Here is an 18,866-nt window from a genome sequence, read left to right as displayed (position 1 = left end):
TTTTGATATGTTCAATTCAACATCAAAAGCAGGTTACTTTATGGACGAAAAACAGTTGTAGGCTCTGGCTAACGAACTGACCAAAAATCTCAAAACCCCTGACGATCTCAACCAGTTCGATCGCCTGCTGAAAAAAATCAACGTTGAGCGCCGCCTCAACGCCGAAATGCTCCATCACCTCGGCTACGGTAAACATCAGTCTAAACCGGGTGCCAACTCCCGCAACGGCTATTTCACAAAAACCGTTACCACCGGCGATGGCCCGCTGGAACTGCGTACGCCGTGCGATCGTGACGGCTCCTTCGAGCCCCAACTGGTGAAGAAAAACCAGACCCGGATCACCGGGATGGATAACCAAATCCTGTCACTGTACGCCAAAGGGATGACCACCCGTGAGATAGTGGCTGCGTTCAAAGAGTTGTATGACGCGGATGTCTCACCGACGCTGGTAGTCCTTCATGCTCCGGAAGGTCAGACTGATGTTGTCTTCACTGCCATCATCAGCAAGCGTGTTTTTAACGGTAAGATTGACTTTTGGGGAATATTCAGAAATGACAGAATCACAATTATTTTTATTCAAATCAACTTTTTTGCGCTCAGACAAGGGGCAGACTCCTGACCATTACTGAAGTCGCCCGCCACGAGCAATTTCAGGGGGAGCTCCGTTTTCTTGCTCGCACCACCGGTATGCAAATCAAGTTTTAAATTAATACGCGCTTTAGGGATTTCGGACTGAAAGGAAGAATTAGACATGGCTGTCCCTGTTCTATGGAGTGATAGAAACGGTCAATGCCAGTGAAAAATAAATAAGAAAAAATTACCCAGCCAGAACAACTTTCCGGTTCGCGTCATCCGACGTAAATAAAAATCCCGGAACCAAAAAAAGCGGGCGCATTCCATCCACCAGCATGTCGACACTGTATTTTCTGGGTATTTGTCTGAAATGAAAAATTTCGGATAAGGCCCAATGGCTGGAGTTTGGGAACGTTCCCTGCCAGATCGAAAATGAAAAAATGTAACAAAGATTTACATTCCTGGCTTTTAACAAAAAAAATATCATCTTTCTGATTTATAAAAATTTTACACCATAACCCTTCAGGCCCCGCGGGATAAGGATGTACAGAAAATGATCAATTTGGCTTAGGGTGTATATTTGTACAAAATATCACCAGTCACGTGAAATATCTGATTTTGTACTTTTATCAGAAATTGAGAAGCTGGACGTGACTGAGCATGTGAAAAACTGGCGACAGTTTCAGGTTTCCATCATTTCTTATTATTCACGTAAACCGGGCTTATTTATTTTTTTTCAGATTAAAGGAATTGCAACGCCCGGACTTTACGCATATCTCATACCTGTACCAGCGATATGAATATCTCAGCCGCCGGTGCATTAGCGCGACCAGGAACAACACCCGTTCGGTTTACAGAAAGACAGACGTGGACAGTGATGAGCTTTGCTGCGGGTTGAGAACGGTTGTTTTACTGCTCAAGGTTGTAACACGATCCGATTCGACTCCAGCATGACAGCCGACAGTGTATGAGCCGCAAAAACAGCCATACAGGCTGACAAGTCGCCATTCACAAGAAACTCAACCGGCGCAACGAGTTTCCCTCCATCCGAAAATCCGCAGGTCAGTGCCGACTTCCTTACCAGCAGTGCATTCGCATCGCTGTATTCCAGGGCCAGAAGCGTTTCATTGTCCCAGTCCCTGTCACTCACCGCTGCATTGACCCAGCCCCGCGATTTAAGCTGTTCAATTGCGTACGTCAGCCGATACAAATCCGACTGCGCTGACACCGGTCCGGTGCACGAAGACCACAGATATTCCAGACGACTGAATAAGCTGGCGGCAAGGCCTTTGTTACGCCCCAGCGTCAGCAATCCCTCAATATCAGATGCGATTGCACGTGGAAACCGTTTTTGCTTATACGCCACCGTTAACCAGCGCAGTATAAATGCATGCGTGCTGAGTGGCGACAATGCCTGACCATCCTGCTGAGCGGTACGTAAGGCGACAAGGGCGCACCAGGCGAAATGCGCAAGTGCTGTGACGGTTTGTTCCGGGGGTAAGGTATCGTGAGCTTTTTTCATTCAGGGATTATATCGGCGCTGCAGACACCGGGGAAGACCTGGATAACTCCCCCATTAATTAGAGAAGCTATTACTTTCACGGACAAATCATCCCCGTTCTGGCCGTTGCTATTGGCTCTGACATGGCCTTAACATGCACGGTAAGCTGGTTAAAGGGTGTTGCGAAGACTCCCTGAGCGACGCGGTTAATAATGATCTGCGTCATACTCGTTACACCGTCAGTGCAGGCGGTACCGGTCACCTTTTGCCATGCGTCGGCGATGATGGCGTTAAGCCCCGGAGGCGCACTGTCGGTCAGTTGCAGGTTTCGCCCTGTACCCAGCGTATCGAGATTGAGCAGCAGCACCATTTTGCACTCCGGTGCGCTGGCCGTCTCCCATATCCAGCGTAACAGCGTCGGGAGTGAACGATGTCGTGCCTGCTGACGCTGGCGCGAATATTCGCCGGTGCGCTGCCAGACTTCAGAGTGAAAACGCAGAATCAATGACCGGTATTCGCTCATGGCTTCACGATACGGTAGCGCCAGCGTAAAGCTGAATGCCGCCAGTCGCGGGTAATGGTCAACGGCCTGTTGCAGAAATGCACGCGTGCTGACGGCATCCGCGCTGACAGCATCAGACGCCCGTATGTAAGAATGATTCATAATGCAGACTCTCTTTAGGTTAAATCAGGGAGGACACCGCCTCTACGGCGGTATCTGGTTCATAAAGACGGGGAACTATCTGGTACTGCAGCAGTAGTTTCTCTGCCAGTGCGCTTCTTCGATGCTGTAGATACCAGTCAGACACCGGGGACAGTGCTTCACGCCCTGGTAATGGTCGCCGCACCACACGCAGTACCAGGAGAGCACCATTACCGTCGCTTCCAGCCCGTTGATGAGACTGCGCAGCTTTCGGTGCCGGGCTTCGGTTTTCACTTCCGGGTCAAGGTGGGCGCAGGCCATCAGCACATGCCGGGCCACGCTCTGCTGGTCATGTTCAAACCACGGCGGCTCCCCGTATGTCCCCGCATGGAGCACCAGTCGACAGCCGCAGGACGCGCAGCTCCATATCTGCCCCGGCGCACTCACGGCCTCCCCGGCTGTCGCGAAGTGGCCTTCGCGGTCATTGGCCAGATAACATTTCAGCATGCGCATGCCGTCACTTCCTCTATCCGGTTGGTATCAGCACGCACATCACTGTGCTCGCCCGTCCGGCAGGTGAGGCAGTAGCGCTCACCGTGGTAATCACTGCCGCAGCCGTGACAGTGCCAGTCTGCGTAGAAAACCAGGGGACGGGCTTCCGGTACATAAGACTGCAGTTGCCGGATATGGCGGGTCTCCCTCACCCCGGGCTTTACATACGGGCAGTGCTGTCGACCGTTCTCCGAAAGCTTTGCTGCATGATGTTCAAACCACGGACGTTCGGTGTCGTATTCAGGATGGTACTGCAGGGCACTGGCACACAGATGGCAGCTGTAGCGGTCATACGGCGCGGTCTGCGCGGTTATGGCTCCCGTGAGACGGCCGTTGCCGTCCAGAGCCATAAACGATTTTGCATACATAGTGGTACTCTCCTTACCGCCAGACGACACGCAGGCGTCAGCCGTCCCGGTACGGGCAGCGTGGCAGGGTGAATGGCGGTTCAGTTATGCGTTAGCGGGTCGGTACGGTTGGTGGTCGGCACCGGAATACAGAAAGGTTACGGTTGTGCAGGTGCGTCGGTGGGTCTGAAACAAACGGGACAGGGTCTGGCGCCACAGTACTGTCGCCGGCAACGGGGACACGTCCAGCGAACCGGGATGGCCTGTGGCTGAGTGCGGCGTCGTTTTTCCATTCAGATATCCTCCCTGCTCAGACGCCACGGGAATCAGCAATACGCTGCTGCATCCAGGCTTCCACCTCGCTTCTGCGCCAGCGGGAGCTGCGCCCCAGCTTGATGGGTTTCGGAAACAACCCGTCGCCAATCAGTTTGTAAAACCATTTGTCGGTCATCCCGGTAAACGTGGTGATAAAGGTCATGTCGATAAGCGGGTCCTGAGCTGAAAGCAGTGTGTCAGGGCTGGCATTAATATTCGTATTCAACGTGGTCATGGTATTTTTCTCCCTCTGAGGATATGGCTATCGGGAGACGTCCGGTGGTGGTTGAATCATGGGGTTACCGGTTCTCCTCAGAGGATAGGGGAACGTTGTAAAAAATTACCCGGCCCGCACAATCAGGCCTGATGAATCGAGATATGTCTGGCTCAGCCACGGCTGCAACCGAAGTTACGCTCACCGTCACCGGTGATTTTGGTCTCCAGCTTGGCTAAATAGGCCGCCTGCGACAGGGCCTGTTGCAGTTGAGCACCATCGCCACGTGTCAACCATGAGACTGGACTCGCCGGGAAACGAGCCAGAACGGCATGCGCCTGTGCATCCACCTTCAGGGCGCTGCACCACGCTTGTTTAATCATACCTGCAAGCGAATCCGGGTCTTTGTAATCTCCCGGTCCGCACCACGTATCGCGGTTCAGCAACAGCACCGCGTGGTAATGCTTCTTCCCTTTGATTTCACCAAACTCCCGCGCCCAGATAAAACGCAGCGTGGTCGGCCAGACGCGTTTGCCCTCGCGACGTTGACGCGTCTGAAGGGCATCAATCCGGGCTTTCAGGGAATCGGTGAAGCGGGAGATAACAGCAGCATCGGTGGCCGCTGGCGTATCCGGCAGACGGAGGTCAACACGCAGGGCCAGTAAGCGGGTGTAAGCGTTAAGAGCGCAACTGAAGGTATCAGCGATGCGTTGCTGCCAGTAAGGGTCGTATGTGTAACTCATTAAAATGGACTCCGGTGGGTTATCGTTCATAACCATTACCGGTGCTGTTAAAAAAAACTTATTGCCTTCAGCGAGTCCGCCAGTCGATCCCTCAGAGACGGCTGGCTTCAGTAAAATATCGTGGCTGGCAGAATGATTGCGTAAAGGGTAATCGCCTCTCAGAAATCGGTTCTAATGCCGGGTGACCCGAAGGCTGCGAAAAAACAGTCTTCCCGTTAGACGATGGCGGGTACGCTTGACATAAGCGGCGTCAACGAGTTCATCGGGTGGCAAATCACGGGTGATATTACAAATCGTCGCCAGTGCTGTATCGGAGAGTTTAAAACTCCGTGACAAGGCGTAGTAATCCCCGGTTTTTTGGTTACTGATGTTATCGAATAACGCTCTGAAGAAATCCGTCTGTGAAGGTCTGCGGGCGTTGATAATTGCCTCTGTCGCTTCATCCCTGAATGTTACCTCCACCTCTTCCATCCCCAGTGAGCGAATGATCCCGGCAATGTCAGGCCAGTAGCGAAGATCGAAACTGTTAAGTCGCTGCAATTCTGGCTTACAGAAGCAGCTGAAGATTGCGATGCCCTTGTATTGACCTGGACCCAAAATAGGTTGTGGTTACCCTGAAAAGCAAATATTACCCCAGAGGGATGTATATACCCGGGGCAAGAGCCCCTGTACCAGTCCCTCATTGCTGTCATGATATTATTACCCCGTTCAATAAGCCCGATAAATAATCGTTATCGGGACTACTGCTAAAACGCCCTGTAACGCATCAGGAGCGCCATATTCATACTAACCACAGATTTCCACTATCGTGTTATTCAATGCGCTTATGCAGGCTCACAGGAAGCTATGGCGGTATAAGACACTACAGCGCTCAATTACTTATTAAATAGCTTGCGGTGATTACCAGGATAATCACCCTATTCCACGTCACCTCAATCGGGTTATTCTGTTTACGATACAATCATGACTATTATCACCAACACGGATAATGCCCCGTTTACAGTCGTTACCAATGGCCTTGTTTACACATATCAAAAAACTTTCAGGGATAACGGGTCACCGTAGTATCTGTAACTGACAGGTATTGTAAGCGTCAATATCAGGCAGACAGAGCAATACCGACAGGCTTACTACAGGTTAGTTCACTGACTGAGCATTTAACGCTCATCACTAATACGCAGACCAGTAATAAACCATTGATACTCACCTGCTGATTTTCAGGCATGACCATTCACCCAAAACGTTACTGTTAACCAGTAACCACCCTGTCGTTATGATTATTAGATTACTGATGTTAATCATCTTCACTTTTATCCTGACGAGGACTAGTCAATGGTAATATCGACTCAATTCAATTCTGTTTTCTTAATGATAGATTTTTAATGAGTGCTAAACATTCAGGTTGTGACTACATTGAATGGTGTATTTCTTACCTGATGGCAATGATTGCTCAATGGATACCATCCAATAGTACTATCCCCTTAGTGAATACCTTCAGATAATAATACCTCCCAGGCATAACCCACTTACTGATAACACATCATCGATTACTGTTACAAATGATAAGACCCCTTCTTTAATATATTAATACCAATCCAACACGCCAGGCATAACAATAGCTATGAAGATAACCACGCCAGACAGCACTTACCTACAACAAACGCCTGCATCAGTTACTCTGGAATTATCTTTTTTCAATAACATGAAAATAGACACCACGTCATATCAAATAACCTCAATCAAATTAACCCCGTATCATCACTGCCCGCAGAAGCCCTCAATCCTGATTATGAGCAACAAAATGGAAATACCTCATGGCAGCCCGACCTGATACCAGAAATGCCCCCTGAAGCGAACCAGGCACCATGATGGGGATGAAAACGAAAGCATGCAGGAGAACAAGATAACCTATTGAGACGATACTCATCCAGTAAACAGAGAAGCATCTGAGAGATAAACAAAGAAAATGACAACTTTAAAACCATGGTAAAACCTTGTCAAAACCAGTATAAATCAACAATAAAACCTCACGATGACTACCAGATGTGTTTTTAAGTGACGATAAAACCATCATCGTGATACTGTGTAGCTACAACAATCACCACCATAACCACTACTATGTAGTTTACGATTACAGGTATCCACAATGGTTGTACATTACGACAATGGCAGACAACATCTTATAAAAACCCGTGACCTGAGAGTCTGTGCTTTTTATGCCGGGTGGCTGGGTGTTAATAAAATAATTAACACCCGTGACATTCCTCACCAGGATGCAGAAAGTTGTCGACAGGCACTCAACAAACTGATTAATCAGTTCATACCGAATGCAGAACAGCGGGCAAGACTTTTTTCTGATATGGAAACAGCCCGTGATGAAAACATCCTTCCGCTGGAAAGTTTTGACTGGCTAGAACAGGATGAACGGGCAACATTCTGGTTATGGGCGTATATTTGCAAGGCCGGAGACTACGAACTTGGTATTGACAAACCAGCAAATGCAGAGTTCGGAAAGAACTGGTATCAGCGAATGAATCTGAGTGTATCTCCGACAAGCCACCAGGAAAGAATTAATATTATCATCTCTTTTTTCGACAACATTATTATTCCGACCCCACCGGTAAATCATCTCAAGCGCCAGGTCATGGACAGGCTGAAAGACCAGTGGAAAAATATTTACAGCAAACCAGCTCCGCTGAAATGGTTACCTAATGAAGAAGACGCGGTACTGTGGGCATGGAACAGCCTCAAATCGCTTCAGGAAGAAAGAAATGCGCCCACTATCGGGCTCTCATTAAATATTTCAACGCCAGGAATGAGTACCTGGTTTACCCCCCTGAGTCATTCTGAACGCAATTTAGCCCTGCGCACGGCGATCGACTTATGGGACGATGCACCGGATACAAAGCGTTTATTCCTTCTGAACCTGAATAAAGCCTGGAACCAGCAAAAATTACGTCAGTCCCGTACCGATAAAAAAGCACTCAATACGTACCTGAAGAACGAAACAAAAACTCGACTGGACTTTATGGCAGAACGTAGCGGAGTTCGCATCAGTGATATGCTGGAAATGCTGATTAATGACCATTACCGAAAAACCTGTGGTGGTGAGTGAGGGCTTTGCGCTAAAAACAAGGTGAGCGGAGGCAGTAATACAGACCAGAAATGACATTCAAAATAATTTCAGACCTATATTACCGGTGTGAGAACGGCAGCAGAAGTGCTGCCGTTTTGTTATTTCACTCACGGAGGTTAATGTGTCCAGTAAGAACAAACGGGGTCCCGATACCCTGTTACCGTCGTTATTCCTTCTCCCGGGTCAACTGTCCCACAAAATACCCGTGCGTATGCTTCTCGCGCTAAGTCACAGCTATGCTTTCTGTTCCGGTACCCAGGTCTCTCTGATACACGGTCCGCCAGCTCATGAAGGCGGCTATTTATTGCCAGTAATAAGGGAGAAAGAAATGCATTGTCCGAATTGCGGTTCGCAAAACATACGACTGCGCCATGTGGGTAAAAAGACGGGTGGGGTCATTGGCGCAACAGCCGGAGGCATTGCCGGGCTTGAAGGAGCCTCCACCGGTGCGCTGATAGGTTCAGTCATTCCGGTTGTCGGTACGATAGCCGGAGGCCTCATTGGTTTTCTGTCCGGCGCCTGTGCTGGTGCGGTGGCAGGCTCTCTGGCCGGAGAACAACTGGACGGTACCGTCTTTGATGAATACGGCTGCACGCAGTGCGAGCATATCTTCAGTGCACCGTAACGTTAATAAGGGTCAGCCCATCCTGCACAAAGCCTGAGCCGCTGACCGTACTCGCTACGGCACGACTGATGACAGGGCGTGTCAGCATGCTGTCGTCATTTCAGCTACCTGGCACTAACCCTTTGTTAATTCTCCTGTTTACTGAAAGATGAATTTTACTTTTTCTTTTCCGCCATTACGGGGGATGGACATAACGTGTCCCTCCCCGCCCGCATAATAACCGCATGAAATATCAACCTATTTATCGCACACGGAGCGTCCATGCAACGACCCGATGAAGAGGCCCGCTACGACCGGCTGGCCGTCAGATTGTCGGTCATTATCAGCCGGTTAATGGCCGGAGAAACGCTGACCCTTCAGACACTGTCCGGTGAGTTTGGTGTATCGATACGCACCCTGCGTCGTGACTTACATCAACGGCTGGTCCACCTCGACATTATCGGGGAGAACGGCACGTATCGGCTCAGTGAGAGCGCCACGCGTGATCACTCTCCGGGGGCCGTTTCCTTTGCCCGCAGTACCGGTATCGCACGCATTATCCCGTCGCAGAACCGGCAACTGATGCACCTGCTGATGAATGAAACGGGCACCTCACCCTGCTTTATCTGGCACGACTTACCGCCAGCATGGACACAGGCTGACAGTTTTCATCGTCTGGCCGAAGCCATTTGTCATCACCGGGTGGTCAGTCTGCTGGTCGGCGGTGTCCGTCACGATGAGCAGGAGCCTTACCGCCTGATTTACCGGCATCAGCACTGGTATCTGGTCGTCTGTTGCCGGGGGAGCCTTCGGGTGTTCCGGCTGGAAGACATTATCTCGGCCTCACTCTCAGAGCAAACCTTCCGTCGCCGGAGCGAAATCAGTTCGCTCATTACTGAAGAGGGATTTATCAGCGCACTGCCCCACTTTCGCTTTATCAGTGATGTCATTCACACCTTCAGGGAACAACACCCTGAACATCCATCCAGACCCAAAGGAGTCAAATCGTGAAACCTGTCGAAGGCCCTCTGCTGCTCTTCACCCTGATGTTGTCTGCCGTAACCCTGAGCGGCTGTGGCGACAAAAATGAACGCGAGTTTATCCGGGGATGCAAATCAGGCGGCGGTACTACCGCCGTCTGCGGATGTATCCGGGATGACCTCAAAACGAAATATACGCACGGGGAGCTGGAGAAAATGAACCAGCAATACGGTTATGTCCCCCCGCGCTTCATGGACAACATGCTGAGCGCTGCTCAGCAGTGCAGAAAATAAGGAAATCTGAACATGGCGCTTGTCATTAAATATTTCGCGATTGCCTTCGCCATCGCGCTTGTGGTCGTGCTGTTTAACGTGTTCGGGAGTACCGGCGAGATACGCAGTTTTGGTCAGGGAATGGAATATCTGTTCTGGATGACGCTTGGGCCCGGAGCCGGTATGACGGTCGGTGCTGCTCTTCGACAATGGCTGATGCCGGATGCGGTATACACCCGCGAAGGAATGACCGGATTACTCAAGGCCCGTCTGTTCTGGCTTGTGGGCCCACAGTATATCGGCTGGCTGGCCGGACTTATCGTCGTGGGTAAACAACTCATGTAACACGGCTGCCCCCCAACAACATTTTTGACTGAGAAGGAAAAATACCATGCGATTCATGCACGCCATCCTGTCAGCAGGATTACTGACCTTTGCCATCACGGCACAGGCGGTCCCCAATATGTGGAGCAGTGGCTTCGGTATGGGCGTCACCGAGTACATCATCACCAGCCCGGAAAACGTGATGATGAACCTGAACTGCACCGGCAACCCTGACGACCAGAATATCCTGCAGCATCACGTCATGCTCACCCTGCCTGACGGCAGCGGTGCCGATTCACAGGATGAGAAAACCGCCATCACCGTCGTCACGGATGACCAGACGTTCCCCCTGCCGTCCTCTCTGGGCTGGCGTAACGGCGACAACGCCTGGCTGTCGTTCATTGATGCCATCAGAAAAGCAACGTCGTTTGAGATTTACGTCAACGACAAACAGGTGGGGCACTTTACCCCTTCGGCTGGAAACGTTCACAAGGTTCTGGCTGATATGCCCGAATGCACGACACTGACCGCCGGGTAACCCGGCGCATCCCCGGTTTACAGCAAAATCAATCAAGGACAATACGATATGACCGACATTTCGACACTCAGCCAGCGACTGACGACGCCAACCCTGCATTTTGTTCTACTCACCGTCGCCACCTGCGGCATCTGGCCGTTACTGTGGCTGTACCGAAAACAGCAGATTATCAGCGACACCACCGGATATCCGGTTTGCGGCAATCTGTTTATCATCTGGCTCGCCGTCTGTTTTGGGCTCGGACGACAGTTCGGCGTGATGGCCTCACCGGACCTGGCGGGCTACTACACGGGCAGCGATACACTGTTGGCCTTAAGCGGCATTCTGTCGCTCACCTGCGGCGTGATGTACATCGTCTGGGCCTTTAAGGCCAGAGCAGCACTGCGACACTATGCGCTGAACACCTTCCGGTTTGACCTGAAGATGAATGCGTTTTATACCGTGGTGCTCAACGTCTTCTACATTACATACTGCATCAACGATATGCCGCAGGCACTGGCGAAGCACCGCATTATTCATGGTCAGGCCCCTGTGCCGCCGGAGTCTCCGTCACCGCAGTAACGCAGCTCTCCTCTTATTATCCGGCCGGGGCATTCCTGTGTGCCCCAGATTCATCCGGATCCCCCCTCTGAGATTTGACCCAATGACATTACTGAAAATCGTGCTCAACACCCTGCGTCAGGTGCTGACGTGGTGCGCCAGCAGCCGGGCGCAGCAGTTTGTGGAAGACCACTTCCGCGAAGAAGGCTATGACGAAGACAGTATTTACATCGCCAGACAGGCGGCAACCCTGCTCGCAGGTGCCTTAATCACAGCGCTCATGGAACAGATACTGCAGCTTATTGCCACACACTTAACCCACTGATGCCCTGCTCACTGAGCGGGGCATTTTGTTTTATGCCATTCATCAGGAACTGAATATGCAAGTCACTGACGATACGTCGTTACCGCCAGGGCAATTCACCCGCCGACAGGCTGAAGCCGTGGTCACGCTTTACCACAACGTCACTATAGAAGATGACCAGGGTACGCACTTTCGGCTGGTTATTCGCGACAGCGAGGGGACGTTAATCTGGCGGGCCTGGAATTTTGAAGCCAGTGCCGGGGAATGGCTTAACCGCTATCTGCTCAGCCACGGGATCCCCAAACACTGACACACCACAGCTTAACCCAATAGCGACCACACAAAAAAGCCATGCTCCCACAGGAGCATGGCTGTTTTGTTTATGCCGTTAAATCAACAATAAGGAATTTACCATGAGACTAGCCAGCCGCTTTGGACGGACAAACCAGATCCGTCGCGATCGTCCGTTAACCCGCGAAGAACTGATGCAGGTCGTTCCCAGCGTATTCAGTGCAGATCGCCACGGTTCCAGGAGCGAAAAATACGCTTACATACCCACCATTACTCTGCTCGAAAATCTTCAACGCGAAGGCTTTGAACCCTTCTTCGCCTGCCAGTCACGCGTACGCGACCCTGACCGCCGGGAGCACACCAAACATCTGCTGCGCCTGCGTCGTACCGGTCAGATAACCGGCCAGCAGGTTCCCGAAATCATTTTGCTTAACTCGCACGATGGTAGCAGCTCATACCAGATGCTGCCGGGGCTGTTCAGAGCCATCTGCACCAACGGGCTCGTCTGCGGACAGTCGTTCGGTGAAATTCGTGTACCGCATCGTGGCGATGTGGCCGGGAAAGTGATTGAGGGGGCTTATGAAGTGCTCGGTGTCTTTGATCGGGTGGAAGAAAAGCGCGAGGCCATGCAGTCACTTCGACTACCAGCACCCGCGCAACATGCCCTGGCGAACGCCGCACTGACATACCGCTTTGGTGAAGAATATCAGCCGGTGACCGCAGCGCAGATACTGACACCGCGACGGTATGAGGACCATCAGGACGACCTGTGGACCGTTTATAACCGCATTCAGGAATCGTTGCTGAAAGGCGGGCTGAGCGGACGCACCGCACAGGGTAAACGTACCCACACTCGTGCGGTTAACGGTATCGACGGGGATATCAAACTCAACCGCGCGCTCTGGGTGATGGCCGAAGAACTGCAGCAGGCACTGAGCTGATGCAGCACATTCCTGCAAATACCCGTCTGACGGCTGTCTGGCCCGTTTCCCTGCAAAACCAGTCCGGCTGCCGTTCCATCTCCGACGATGACCTCTGCGCCTGGTGCAGACATCTTTGCTACCGTCCCGGCGAGCTCAGCCTGTGCCGACTGTCTGTATCTGACAGCATCTGGCCCTCACGGTGCGATGAAGATGGCTATGCGCAGTCCTGCCCGTCACTCCTGCTGAACCAGCATCCCCAACCCGATAAATAAACAAGGAAAAACTAACATGACCGACATTATTAACCTTCACGATACCCTTCCGTTACCGCCACAACCTGCCGGTTCTGCGCCAGCGCTGACCGCCACCCTCGTACAGGACGAGCAGCGCATCGGCTTTTGGCCGCAGTACTTCGGCAGCATACCGCAGTGGATAATCCTTGAGCCGACGGTCTTCGCGTGGATGGACCGTTTCTGCGCCGACTACAACGGCGGTATCTGGAATTTTTATACGCTCAGCAACGGTGGTGCGTTTATGGCCCCGGAAGCGGAGAACAATGAACCGTGGTCGCTGTTCAACACTATGAACGGCAACGGCGGTGAACTCAGTGCCGACGCTGCGGGGATTGCCGTCTGTCTGATGACTTACAGCCACCATGCCATGCGCACCGAATGCGATGCCATGACGGAGCACTACTACCGCCTGCGGGATTACGCGCTCAGTCACCCGGAATGCAGCGCCATCATGCACATCATCGACTGAGCATCCCGCCATGTCGTATGAACTGTCTCACCTGAATACCCTGTGGGATGCGCTGGGGAAAATAACGGTCAGGGATGAGGACGGAGACGTTGTGACCGACGAACTCTTCCTGCATTTTCTGACGGGCACCTCTCTCTTCCCTATCTGGTCATGGTTTGAATCCCAGCACGACGAGTTCGTCGTTGCCGTGAAACTGTACAACACATCAATCCCGGACGGGTCAACATAAAGGAAAAGCCAATGAATATAACCCCTTGCCCCCCCGACAGCGGGGGAATATCTCCCGCCGCACAGCGCACTATCCGACGTGCGCTGACCCTGCTGGAACGCCAGTTACGCGAGCCCGGCGCCTCCTTTACCTCCACCACCGCCGTTCGTGACTGGCTGCGTCTGCAACTCGCCTCACTGGAGCGTGAAGTATTCACTGTACTCTTCCTCGATAACCAGCATCGTCTGATAGCCCACGAAACGCTCTTCACCGGCACCATCAATCATACGCAGGTCCATCCCCGCGAGGTGGTTAAGGCCGGTCTGAAGCATAACTGTGCCGCTGTCATTGTGGCGCATTGCCACCCGTCAGGCCTTGCCGAACCCAGCAATGCAGATCGTCAGGTCACTACGCGTATTCAGCAGGCGCTGGAGCTGGTTGATATCCGACTGCTTGATCACCTGGTGGTGGGCGGCATGGAGATCGTCTCGTTTGCTGAGAGAGGGTGGCTTTAAGGAGAGAATAACGATGAAAATCATCAGCAAACGCCAGGCGATGGCGATATACCGCCAGCATCCGCAGTCCCGGTTGTTTCGCTTCTGTGCCGGCAAATACACATGGTCCGGCAGCATCTGCCACTACGCAGGTCGGGAAGTGCAGGATATCAGCGGCGTGCTCGCCGTCTTCGCAGAACACCGTCAGGACCGCAACGGCCCGTACGTCGTATTACGCAGCGTTACGCTGAATTAATTCACGTTTAAGGAAGGCTAAAATTGTCGAATACAATACCGCCTGTAAACCACGATATCGCCGCCCCTTGGTGGGGGCTTAAACGCGATATCACCCCCTGTTTTGGCGCACGTCTGGTGCAGGAGGGCAACCGGCTGCATTACCTGAACGACCGCGCCAGCATCACCGGCACCTTCAGCGACGCGGATTTACGCCATCTCGACCAGGCATTCCCGCTACTGCTGAAGCAACTGGAGCTGATGCTGCTTTCCGGTGAGCTGAATCCCCGTCATCAGCACTGCGTCACGCTGTATGCAAAAGGGCTGATATGCGAGGCCGACAGCCTCGGCTCGCACGGGTACGTCTATCTCGCAATTTACCCGACACCTGCAACAACAGAATAAACCTCCCGGCAGTTTTCCTTCGTTTAACTCACCAGTAAAGGTTTCCATTATGCAAACACAACCTGTTCCTCCGAAACGGGAGGTTTCGCCACGCCCGTCACCCGTGGCGATCTGGCAGCGCCTCCTGAGTCACCTGCTGGACCGTCACTACGGTCTGACGCTCAACGACACGCCATTTGGCAAAGATGGTGTGATCCAAGAGCATATCGATGCCGGTATCTCACTGTGCGACGCGGTGAATTTCATCGTGGAGAAATACGACCTGGTACGCACTGATCGTCGCGGTTTTAACGCGGAAACTCAGTCGCCGCTTCTCACCAGTATCGATATTCTCCGCGCCCGCAAAGCCACCGGGCTGATGACCCGTCATAGCTACAGGGCCGTTACCGACATCACCACCGGCAAATACCGTGAGGTGCAACCATGAAGCTGTCCCTGACGGTGGAAGCCGATGCCATCAACGTACTGGCCCTCAACATGGGCCGGATCGTCGTAGACATTGACGGTATTGAACTGACCGACCTGATCAATGTGGTGAACCAGAACGGTTATTCGCTTCTCGTTGCTGACGAACCGGGGAAATTGATTGTTGAAGATCCAATTCCGCCCGTTGCCCGCCTGAACGGCATTCAGTGCAGCACTGCACATATCACGGCGGAAGACAATGCTCTGCTGTTTACCCTTTCACACCAGCATGAAGACTTTGGCGAGTCTGAATGGATTAGTTATACCGGCTCGGGTTATCTGCTCCACCTGGGCGCGTGGTCGTTTCCGGTCTTACGCCTCAAACGCCTCGGTCTGTCAAAAGCCTGCCGTCGGTTATTAGTGACGCTTATGCGTCGCTACGCCGCTGGCATTGTTCATCTGGATGCCTTTGGCGAAGTGCTACCAAGTTTTACAACCTTTGACTGGTAACCCCACCTCAATCACCACAAGGTTTTTACATGCCGGAATTAACCACCGAAGTGGCTCTCAACATTCTGATTGGCTGGCTGCAGGACAACATCAGTTGCAACACCGGCATTATTTTCGACAACGACGAAGACAAGACGGATTCAGCAGTGCTGTTGCCCTGGATTGAGCAGGCGCGAAACGATGTTCGTAATCTCCGCCATCTTCAGCTTCTGCAACAGACCAGAACCTGTTAGCCACCGAACCATACTCACCACACACCTATAAGCCCCAGCCCTTACCGGCTGGCGCTTTGCTTTATATAAAGGAAATTAAAATGTCAGATCTTACCCTCACCGAACCTGAAGTGTTAACCGGCCATACCGATGTGATTTGTTCTACCAGTATTGAGCGCATCATCACCGGACGTAATTTCGCGATTGCACAGATTGAAACGCTGATACAACAACTTGACGATATCTCGACGCTGACCCGCAGCATCGGCGGTGGTAAAGCGAATGAATAGGGAATGCGGCAATACAGCTACGACTGCTGGCTGATGGAGGATACTGATACGGCCATGAAAGCCATTACTCGCAATATCGATCGTGGTATATGGCGGGATCTGATGCAACGCTCGGGAATGCTGGCGCTCATGGACGCACAGGTCCGCGACGAGTGGTACAACAGCCTGGAGAAAGACGATATTCCGGCTATCAGTGAAGAGAATATTCTCAACACATTCGAACAACTGCATCTGAATAAAGGTGAGGTGTTTGAACGAGGTGTGATTAACGTGTTTAAAGGTCTGAGCTGGAATTTTAAGACAAACAGCCCCTGTAGGTTTGGCGGGAAAATCATCGTGACGGGGCTTGTCAAATATGACCGGTGGGGATTTGGTCTGAACTGGGGCTGGCAGCGTGACCGGTTAACGGACCTTGAGCGCATGCTGATGCTGCTGGATGGGAAGGCCATCCCCGACAATCGCGCCGACGTCACGCGCCGGTTAAGCGACCATATCCATGAGAACAGGCATAGCACCCGTTATGAGGATGAGATGTCTGTGATTAAGTATTTTCAGAAGGGAACTGTCCATATCACGTTCAGGCGATCGGAGCTGGTCGATAAGCTGAACGACATTATCGCGAAACACTATCCAGGGGCGTTGCCCACTAAACAGTAAGGAACCAAATTATGGTATCATTTTCAAACATGGATGGTGCTCACTGCGATTCCGTAGTAGATCACTATACCTTGCCATCAAATAGTATTCAGATGGATGTAAAAGTTCCTGTTCAACCATCAAATTTTGACCCTTTGCAGAAGGGGGCCTTAATGGGGGCCTCAACGTTTATGGAACAAGATAAAAACCATTCTAATCAATGCAATTACAAAACAAAATCCATTCCGAGTCCGGGCACCACTATTTAAAGAACCCAGCCTATGGCTGGGTTTTTGCTTTTGTGCGTTTATCAAAACCTTCCCTGTTTTTATATTTCTGTATCTCTCTCCAGTAAGATCGCGATCGTGCGACCCGCTGACCTGCCCCCACGATTAGATACAACACTCAGTTAGTAACGTCGGAATCTTCATTCTCAGAATGACCCTTTCTCCAGCCCGCTGCAAATTCAGACGGTGTCTGATAATTCAGCGTGGAGTGCGGGCGGCATTCGTTATAATCCTGCCGCCAGTCATTAATAATTTTCCTGGCATGAACGATATCGCTGAACCAGTGCTCATTCAAACATTCATCGCGAAATCGTCCGTTAAAGCTCTCAATAAATCCGTTCTGCGTTGGCTTGCCCGGCTGGATTAAGCGCAACTCAACACCATGCTCAAAGGCCCATTGATCCAGTGCACGGCAAGTGAACTCCGGCCCCTGGTCAGTTCTTATCGTCGCCGGATAGCCTCGAAACAGTGCAATGCTGTCCAGAATACGCGTGACCTGAACGCCTGAAATCCCAAAGGCAACAGTGACCGTCAGGCATTCCTTTGTGAAATCATCGACGCAGGTAAGACACTTGATCCTGCGACCGGTGGAAAGTGCGTCCATGACGAAATCCATCGACCAGGTCAGATTGGGCGCCGCCGGACGGAGCAGCGGCAGACGTTCTGTTGCCAGCCCTTTACGACGTCTTCTGCGTTTTACGCCCAGGCCACTGAGGTGATAAAGCCGGTACACGCGCTTATGATTAACATGAAGCCCTTCACGGCGCAGCAACTGCCAAATACGACGGTAGCCAAAACGCCTGCGCTCCAGTGCCAGCTCAGTGATGCGCCCTGATAAATGCGCATCAGCAGCCGGACGGTGAGCCTCATAGCGGCAGGTCGACAGGGATAAACCTGTAAGCCTGCAGGCACGACGTTGCGACAGACCGGTCGCATCACACATCAACATCACGGCTTCCCGCTTCTGGTCTGTCGTCAGTACTTTCGCCCAAGAGCCACCTGAAGCGCCTCTTTATCCAGCATGGCTTCGGCAAGCAGCTTCTTGAGTCTGGTGTTCTCTTCCTCAAGCGACTTCAGGCGCTTAACTTCAGGCACCTCCATACCGCCATACTTCTTACGCCAGGTGTAAAACGTGGCATCGGAAATGGCATGCTTGCGGCAGAGTTCACGGGCGGGTACCCCAGCTTCGGCTTCGCGGAGAATACTGATGATCTGTTCGTCGGAAAAACGCTTCTTCATGGGGATGTCCTCATGTGGCTTATGAAGACATTACTAACATCGGGGTGTACTAATCAACGGGGAGCAGGTCACCGCCACCCGGCCTGCGGGTTGGGTTGGGTTGGGTTGGGTTGGCCCGGTAAGCGCAGCGCCACTGGGCTTTTTCTGCGCACAAAAGCAAAAAACCCCGCACCTTACGGTACGGGGTTCTTCTTATTTGATGCCTGGCAGTTCCCTACTCTCACATGGGGAGACCCCACACTACCATCGGCGCTACGGCGTTTCACTTCTGAGTTCGGCATGGGGTCAGGTGGGACCACCGCGCTAAAGCCGCCAGGCAAATTCTGTTTAATCTGTATCAAAGCTGAAATCTGATTGTCTGTCTCACCGCCGAAACAGCTTCG

General features: G+C 52.0%; 27 protein-coding genes, 1 rRNA gene and 3 pseudogenes. 22 read left to right on the top strand and 9 right to left on the bottom strand.

Translation table 11 applies throughout. From position 1 onward, the window contains the following. Positions 1-64 precede the first annotated feature (64 nt). A pseudogene (locus FY206_RS02095) lies at positions 65-451 on the top strand (transposase); the annotation flags it as partial. Here FY206_RS02095 and tssB read toward each other — a convergent pair. From tssB to FY206_RS02060, 7 genes and pseudogenes are all read right to left on the bottom strand, one after another. Next, positions 449-753, bottom strand: a pseudogene (gene tssB / locus FY206_RS02090) (type VI secretion system contractile sheath small subunit); the annotation flags it as partial. The pseudogenes FY206_RS02095 and tssB sit on opposite strands and share 3 nt — an antisense overlap. 736 nt (positions 754-1,489) lie before the next feature. Beyond that, complete coding sequence (locus FY206_RS02085) at positions 1,490-2,095, bottom strand: DUF2913 family protein (protein ID WP_009652485.1); 606 nt, start codon at positions 2,093-2,095, stop codon at positions 1,490-1,492. Between the two features lie 76 nt (positions 2,096-2,171). After that, the gene (locus FY206_RS02080; RefSeq protein ID WP_009652434.1) at positions 2,172-2,738 is read right to left on the bottom strand and encodes a YagK/YfjJ domain-containing protein; all 567 of its coding nucleotides are present in this window, start codon (positions 2,736-2,738) and stop codon (positions 2,172-2,174) included. A 75-nt stretch (positions 2,739-2,813) separates the two neighbouring features. Continuing rightward, positions 2,814-3,230, bottom strand: coding sequence for a putative zinc ribbon protein (locus tag FY206_RS02075; protein WP_009652429.1), 417 nt, complete (start codon positions 3,228-3,230; stop codon positions 2,814-2,816). Beyond that, positions 3,218-3,637, bottom strand: coding sequence for a putative zinc ribbon protein (locus tag FY206_RS02070; RefSeq protein ID WP_016154451.1), 420 nt, complete (start codon positions 3,635-3,637; stop codon positions 3,218-3,220). Before FY206_RS02070 ends, FY206_RS02075 begins: the two co-directional genes overlap by 13 nt. Before the next feature lie 289 nt (positions 3,638-3,926). Then, entirely contained in the window at positions 3,927-4,166 is a 240-nt protein-coding gene (locus FY206_RS02065) for a helix-turn-helix transcriptional regulator (RefSeq protein ID WP_009652493.1), read from the bottom strand. Between the two features lie 152 nt (positions 4,167-4,318). Then, positions 4,319-4,888 carry an inovirus Gp2 family protein gene (locus FY206_RS02060; RefSeq protein WP_016154452.1) on the bottom strand — a complete coding sequence of 190 codons (570 nt, stop codon included), beginning with the start codon at positions 4,886-4,888 and terminating at the stop codon, positions 4,319-4,321. Positions 4,889-7,034: 2,146 nt separating this feature from the next. Here FY206_RS02060 and FY206_RS02050 point away from each other — a divergent pair. The 21 genes and pseudogenes from FY206_RS02050 (at position 7,035) to FY206_RS01950 (ending at position 17,226) form a co-directional block, all read left to right on the top strand. Further along, positions 7,035-8,003, top strand: coding sequence for a hypothetical protein (locus FY206_RS02050; RefSeq protein WP_016154453.1), 969 nt, complete (start codon positions 7,035-7,037; stop codon positions 8,001-8,003). 349 nt (positions 8,004-8,352) lie between these two features. After that, positions 8,353-8,649 carry a membrane protein gene (locus FY206_RS02045; protein WP_009652512.1) on the top strand — a complete coding sequence of 99 codons (297 nt, stop codon included), beginning with the start codon at positions 8,353-8,355 and terminating at the stop codon, positions 8,647-8,649. 261 nt (positions 8,650-8,910) lie between these two features. Further along, complete coding sequence (locus FY206_RS02040) at positions 8,911-9,639, top strand: helix-turn-helix transcriptional regulator (protein WP_009652433.1); 729 nt, start codon at positions 8,911-8,913, stop codon at positions 9,637-9,639. Further along, complete coding sequence (locus tag FY206_RS02035; RefSeq protein WP_009652486.1) at positions 9,636-9,902, top strand: hypothetical protein; 267 nt, start codon at positions 9,636-9,638, stop codon at positions 9,900-9,902. Before FY206_RS02040 ends, FY206_RS02035 begins: the two co-directional genes overlap by 4 nt. 12 nt (positions 9,903-9,914) lie before the next feature. Beyond that, the gene (locus FY206_RS02030) at positions 9,915-10,226 is read left to right on the top strand and encodes a hypothetical protein (RefSeq protein WP_009652410.1); all 312 of its coding nucleotides are present in this window, start codon (positions 9,915-9,917) and stop codon (positions 10,224-10,226) included. A 46-nt stretch (positions 10,227-10,272) separates the two neighbouring features. Continuing rightward, positions 10,273-10,743, top strand: coding sequence for a hypothetical protein (locus tag FY206_RS02025; protein WP_009652431.1), 471 nt, complete (start codon positions 10,273-10,275; stop codon positions 10,741-10,743). Positions 10,744-10,791: 48 nt separating this feature from the next. Continuing rightward, positions 10,792-11,304: a DUF4234 domain-containing protein gene (locus FY206_RS02020; protein WP_009652395.1), complete on the top strand. Its 513-nt coding sequence runs from the start codon at positions 10,792-10,794 to the stop codon at positions 11,302-11,304. A gap of 82 nt (positions 11,305-11,386) precedes the next feature. Further along, positions 11,387-11,608, top strand: coding sequence for a hypothetical protein (locus FY206_RS02015; RefSeq protein ID WP_009652443.1), 222 nt, complete (start codon positions 11,387-11,389; stop codon positions 11,606-11,608). A 55-nt stretch (positions 11,609-11,663) separates the two neighbouring features. Further along, positions 11,664-11,897: a DUF905 domain-containing protein gene (locus tag FY206_RS02010; RefSeq protein ID WP_009652474.1), complete on the top strand. Its 234-nt coding sequence runs from the start codon at positions 11,664-11,666 to the stop codon at positions 11,895-11,897. 103 nt (positions 11,898-12,000) lie between these two features. Further along, positions 12,001-12,819 (top strand): DUF932 domain-containing protein, encoded by an 819-nt coding sequence (locus FY206_RS02005; protein WP_009652424.1) that lies wholly within the window; start codon positions 12,001-12,003, stop codon positions 12,817-12,819. Continuing rightward, complete coding sequence (locus FY206_RS02000) at positions 12,819-13,073, top strand: hypothetical protein (protein WP_009652519.1); 255 nt, start codon at positions 12,819-12,821, stop codon at positions 13,071-13,073. Before FY206_RS02005 ends, FY206_RS02000 begins: the two co-directional genes overlap by 1 nt. Before the next feature lie 16 nt (positions 13,074-13,089). Next, the gene (locus FY206_RS01995) at positions 13,090-13,563 is read left to right on the top strand and encodes an antirestriction protein (RefSeq protein WP_009652453.1); all 474 of its coding nucleotides are present in this window, start codon (positions 13,090-13,092) and stop codon (positions 13,561-13,563) included. Between the two features lie 10 nt (positions 13,564-13,573). Beyond that, positions 13,574-13,792: a hypothetical protein gene (locus FY206_RS01990; protein WP_009652503.1), complete on the top strand. Its 219-nt coding sequence runs from the start codon at positions 13,574-13,576 to the stop codon at positions 13,790-13,792. A gap of 11 nt (positions 13,793-13,803) precedes the next feature. Further along, on the top strand, positions 13,804-14,286 hold the full coding sequence (gene radC, locus FY206_RS01985) for a RadC family protein (RefSeq protein ID WP_016154455.1): 483 nt from the start codon (positions 13,804-13,806) through the stop codon (positions 14,284-14,286). 13 nt (positions 14,287-14,299) lie between these two features. After that, entirely contained in the window at positions 14,300-14,521 is a 222-nt protein-coding gene (locus tag FY206_RS01980) for a DUF987 domain-containing protein (RefSeq protein WP_009652392.1), read from the top strand. A gap of 23 nt (positions 14,522-14,544) precedes the next feature. Beyond that, positions 14,545-14,904 carry a type IV toxin-antitoxin system YeeU family antitoxin gene (locus tag FY206_RS01975; RefSeq protein ID WP_009652436.1) on the top strand — a complete coding sequence of 120 codons (360 nt, stop codon included), beginning with the start codon at positions 14,545-14,547 and terminating at the stop codon, positions 14,902-14,904. Between the two features lie 49 nt (positions 14,905-14,953). Further along, positions 14,954-15,331, top strand: coding sequence for a TA system toxin CbtA family protein (locus tag FY206_RS01970; RefSeq protein ID WP_016154457.1), 378 nt, complete (start codon positions 14,954-14,956; stop codon positions 15,329-15,331). Next, positions 15,328-15,819: a DUF5983 family protein gene (locus tag FY206_RS01965; RefSeq protein WP_009652438.1), complete on the top strand. Its 492-nt coding sequence runs from the start codon at positions 15,328-15,330 to the stop codon at positions 15,817-15,819. The genes FY206_RS01970 and FY206_RS01965 overlap by 4 nt, the downstream gene beginning before the upstream one ends. 29 nt (positions 15,820-15,848) lie before the next feature. Continuing rightward, positions 15,849-16,052 carry a DUF957 domain-containing protein gene (locus tag FY206_RS01960; RefSeq protein WP_009652505.1) on the top strand — a complete coding sequence of 68 codons (204 nt, stop codon included), beginning with the start codon at positions 15,849-15,851 and terminating at the stop codon, positions 16,050-16,052. Positions 16,053-16,132: 80 nt separating this feature from the next. Continuing rightward, positions 16,133-16,978 (top strand): annotated as a pseudogene (locus FY206_RS01955) (DUF4942 domain-containing protein). Positions 16,979-16,989: 11 nt separating this feature from the next. After that, complete coding sequence (locus tag FY206_RS01950; protein WP_016154458.1) at positions 16,990-17,226, top strand: hypothetical protein; 237 nt, start codon at positions 16,990-16,992, stop codon at positions 17,224-17,226. A 136-nt stretch (positions 17,227-17,362) separates the two neighbouring features. On the opposite strand, the gene FY206_RS01945 is transcribed toward FY206_RS01950, so the two are convergent. Then, a protein-coding gene (locus tag FY206_RS01945) for an IS3-like element ISSen4 family transposase (RefSeq protein ID WP_085950818.1) occupies positions 17,363-18,483 on the bottom strand; the annotation gives its coding sequence in 2 pieces (ribosomal slippage) (positions 17,363-18,225 and positions 18,225-18,483; 1,122 coding nt in all). Between the two features lie 201 nt (positions 18,484-18,684). Next, positions 18,685-18,800 (bottom strand): 5S ribosomal RNA (gene rrf, locus FY206_RS01935). Positions 18,801-18,866: the final 66 nt, after the last annotated feature.

Origin of the sequence: Enterobacter chengduensis, from assembly GCF_001984825.2 — a bacterium.
Taxonomy (GTDB): Bacteria; Pseudomonadota; Gammaproteobacteria; order Enterobacterales; family Enterobacteriaceae; genus Enterobacter; species Enterobacter chengduensis.
The sequence above is the reverse complement of the archived record's forward strand: the minus strand, read 5'-3'. Positions and strand labels throughout refer to the sequence as shown.

What these genes read in the sequence shown, in the direction of transcription:
- FY206_RS01990 (WP_009652503.1), top strand. Translation starts at nt 13,574, where the DNA reads ATGTCGTATGAACTGTCTCACCTGAATACCCTGTGGGATGCGCTGGGG.
- FY206_RS02005 (WP_009652424.1), top strand. Translation starts at nt 12,001, where the DNA reads ATGAGACTAGCCAGCCGCTTTGGACGGACAAACCAGATCCGTCGCGAT.
- FY206_RS02025 (WP_009652431.1), top strand. Translation starts at nt 10,273, where the DNA reads ATGCGATTCATGCACGCCATCCTGTCAGCAGGATTACTGACCTTTGCC.
- FY206_RS02040 (WP_009652433.1), top strand. Translation starts at nt 8,911, where the DNA reads ATGCAACGACCCGATGAAGAGGCCCGCTACGACCGGCTGGCCGTCAGA.
- FY206_RS02020 (WP_009652395.1), top strand. Translation starts at nt 10,792, where the DNA reads ATGACCGACATTTCGACACTCAGCCAGCGACTGACGACGCCAACCCTG.
- FY206_RS02070 (WP_016154451.1), bottom strand. Translation starts at nt 3,637, where the DNA reads ATGTATGCAAAATCGTTTATGGCTCTGGACGGCAACGGCCGTCTCACG.
- FY206_RS01950 (WP_016154458.1), top strand. Translation starts at nt 16,990, where the DNA reads ATGGTATCATTTTCAAACATGGATGGTGCTCACTGCGATTCCGTAGTA.
- FY206_RS02085 (WP_009652485.1), bottom strand. Translation starts at nt 2,095, where the DNA reads ATGAAAAAAGCTCACGATACCTTACCCCCGGAACAAACCGTCACAGCA.
- FY206_RS02015 (WP_009652443.1), top strand. Translation starts at nt 11,387, where the DNA reads ATGACATTACTGAAAATCGTGCTCAACACCCTGCGTCAGGTGCTGACG.
- FY206_RS01960 (WP_009652505.1), top strand. Translation starts at nt 15,849, where the DNA reads ATGCCGGAATTAACCACCGAAGTGGCTCTCAACATTCTGATTGGCTGG.
- FY206_RS02000 (WP_009652519.1), top strand. Translation starts at nt 12,819, where the DNA reads ATGCAGCACATTCCTGCAAATACCCGTCTGACGGCTGTCTGGCCCGTT.
- FY206_RS01980 (WP_009652392.1), top strand. Translation starts at nt 14,300, where the DNA reads ATGAAAATCATCAGCAAACGCCAGGCGATGGCGATATACCGCCAGCAT.
- FY206_RS01965 (WP_009652438.1), top strand. Translation starts at nt 15,328, where the DNA reads ATGAAGCTGTCCCTGACGGTGGAAGCCGATGCCATCAACGTACTGGCC.
- FY206_RS02065 (WP_009652493.1), bottom strand. Translation starts at nt 4,166, where the DNA reads ATGACCACGTTGAATACGAATATTAATGCCAGCCCTGACACACTGCTT.
- FY206_RS02080 (WP_009652434.1), bottom strand. Translation starts at nt 2,738, where the DNA reads ATGAATCATTCTTACATACGGGCGTCTGATGCTGTCAGCGCGGATGCC.
- FY206_RS02010 (WP_009652474.1), top strand. Translation starts at nt 11,664, where the DNA reads ATGCAAGTCACTGACGATACGTCGTTACCGCCAGGGCAATTCACCCGC.
- FY206_RS02060 (WP_016154452.1), bottom strand. Translation starts at nt 4,888, where the DNA reads ATGAGTTACACATACGACCCTTACTGGCAGCAACGCATCGCTGATACC.
- FY206_RS02050 (WP_016154453.1), top strand. Translation starts at nt 7,035, where the DNA reads ATGGTTGTACATTACGACAATGGCAGACAACATCTTATAAAAACCCGT.
- FY206_RS01995 (WP_009652453.1), top strand. Translation starts at nt 13,090, where the DNA reads ATGACCGACATTATTAACCTTCACGATACCCTTCCGTTACCGCCACAA.
- FY206_RS01970 (WP_016154457.1), top strand. Translation starts at nt 14,954, where the DNA reads ATGCAAACACAACCTGTTCCTCCGAAACGGGAGGTTTCGCCACGCCCG.
- radC (WP_016154455.1), top strand. Translation starts at nt 13,804, where the DNA reads ATGAATATAACCCCTTGCCCCCCCGACAGCGGGGGAATATCTCCCGCC.
- FY206_RS02030 (WP_009652410.1), top strand. Translation starts at nt 9,915, where the DNA reads ATGGCGCTTGTCATTAAATATTTCGCGATTGCCTTCGCCATCGCGCTT.
- FY206_RS02045 (WP_009652512.1), top strand. Translation starts at nt 8,353, where the DNA reads ATGCATTGTCCGAATTGCGGTTCGCAAAACATACGACTGCGCCATGTG.
- FY206_RS02075 (WP_009652429.1), bottom strand. Translation starts at nt 3,230, where the DNA reads ATGCGCATGCTGAAATGTTATCTGGCCAATGACCGCGAAGGCCACTTC.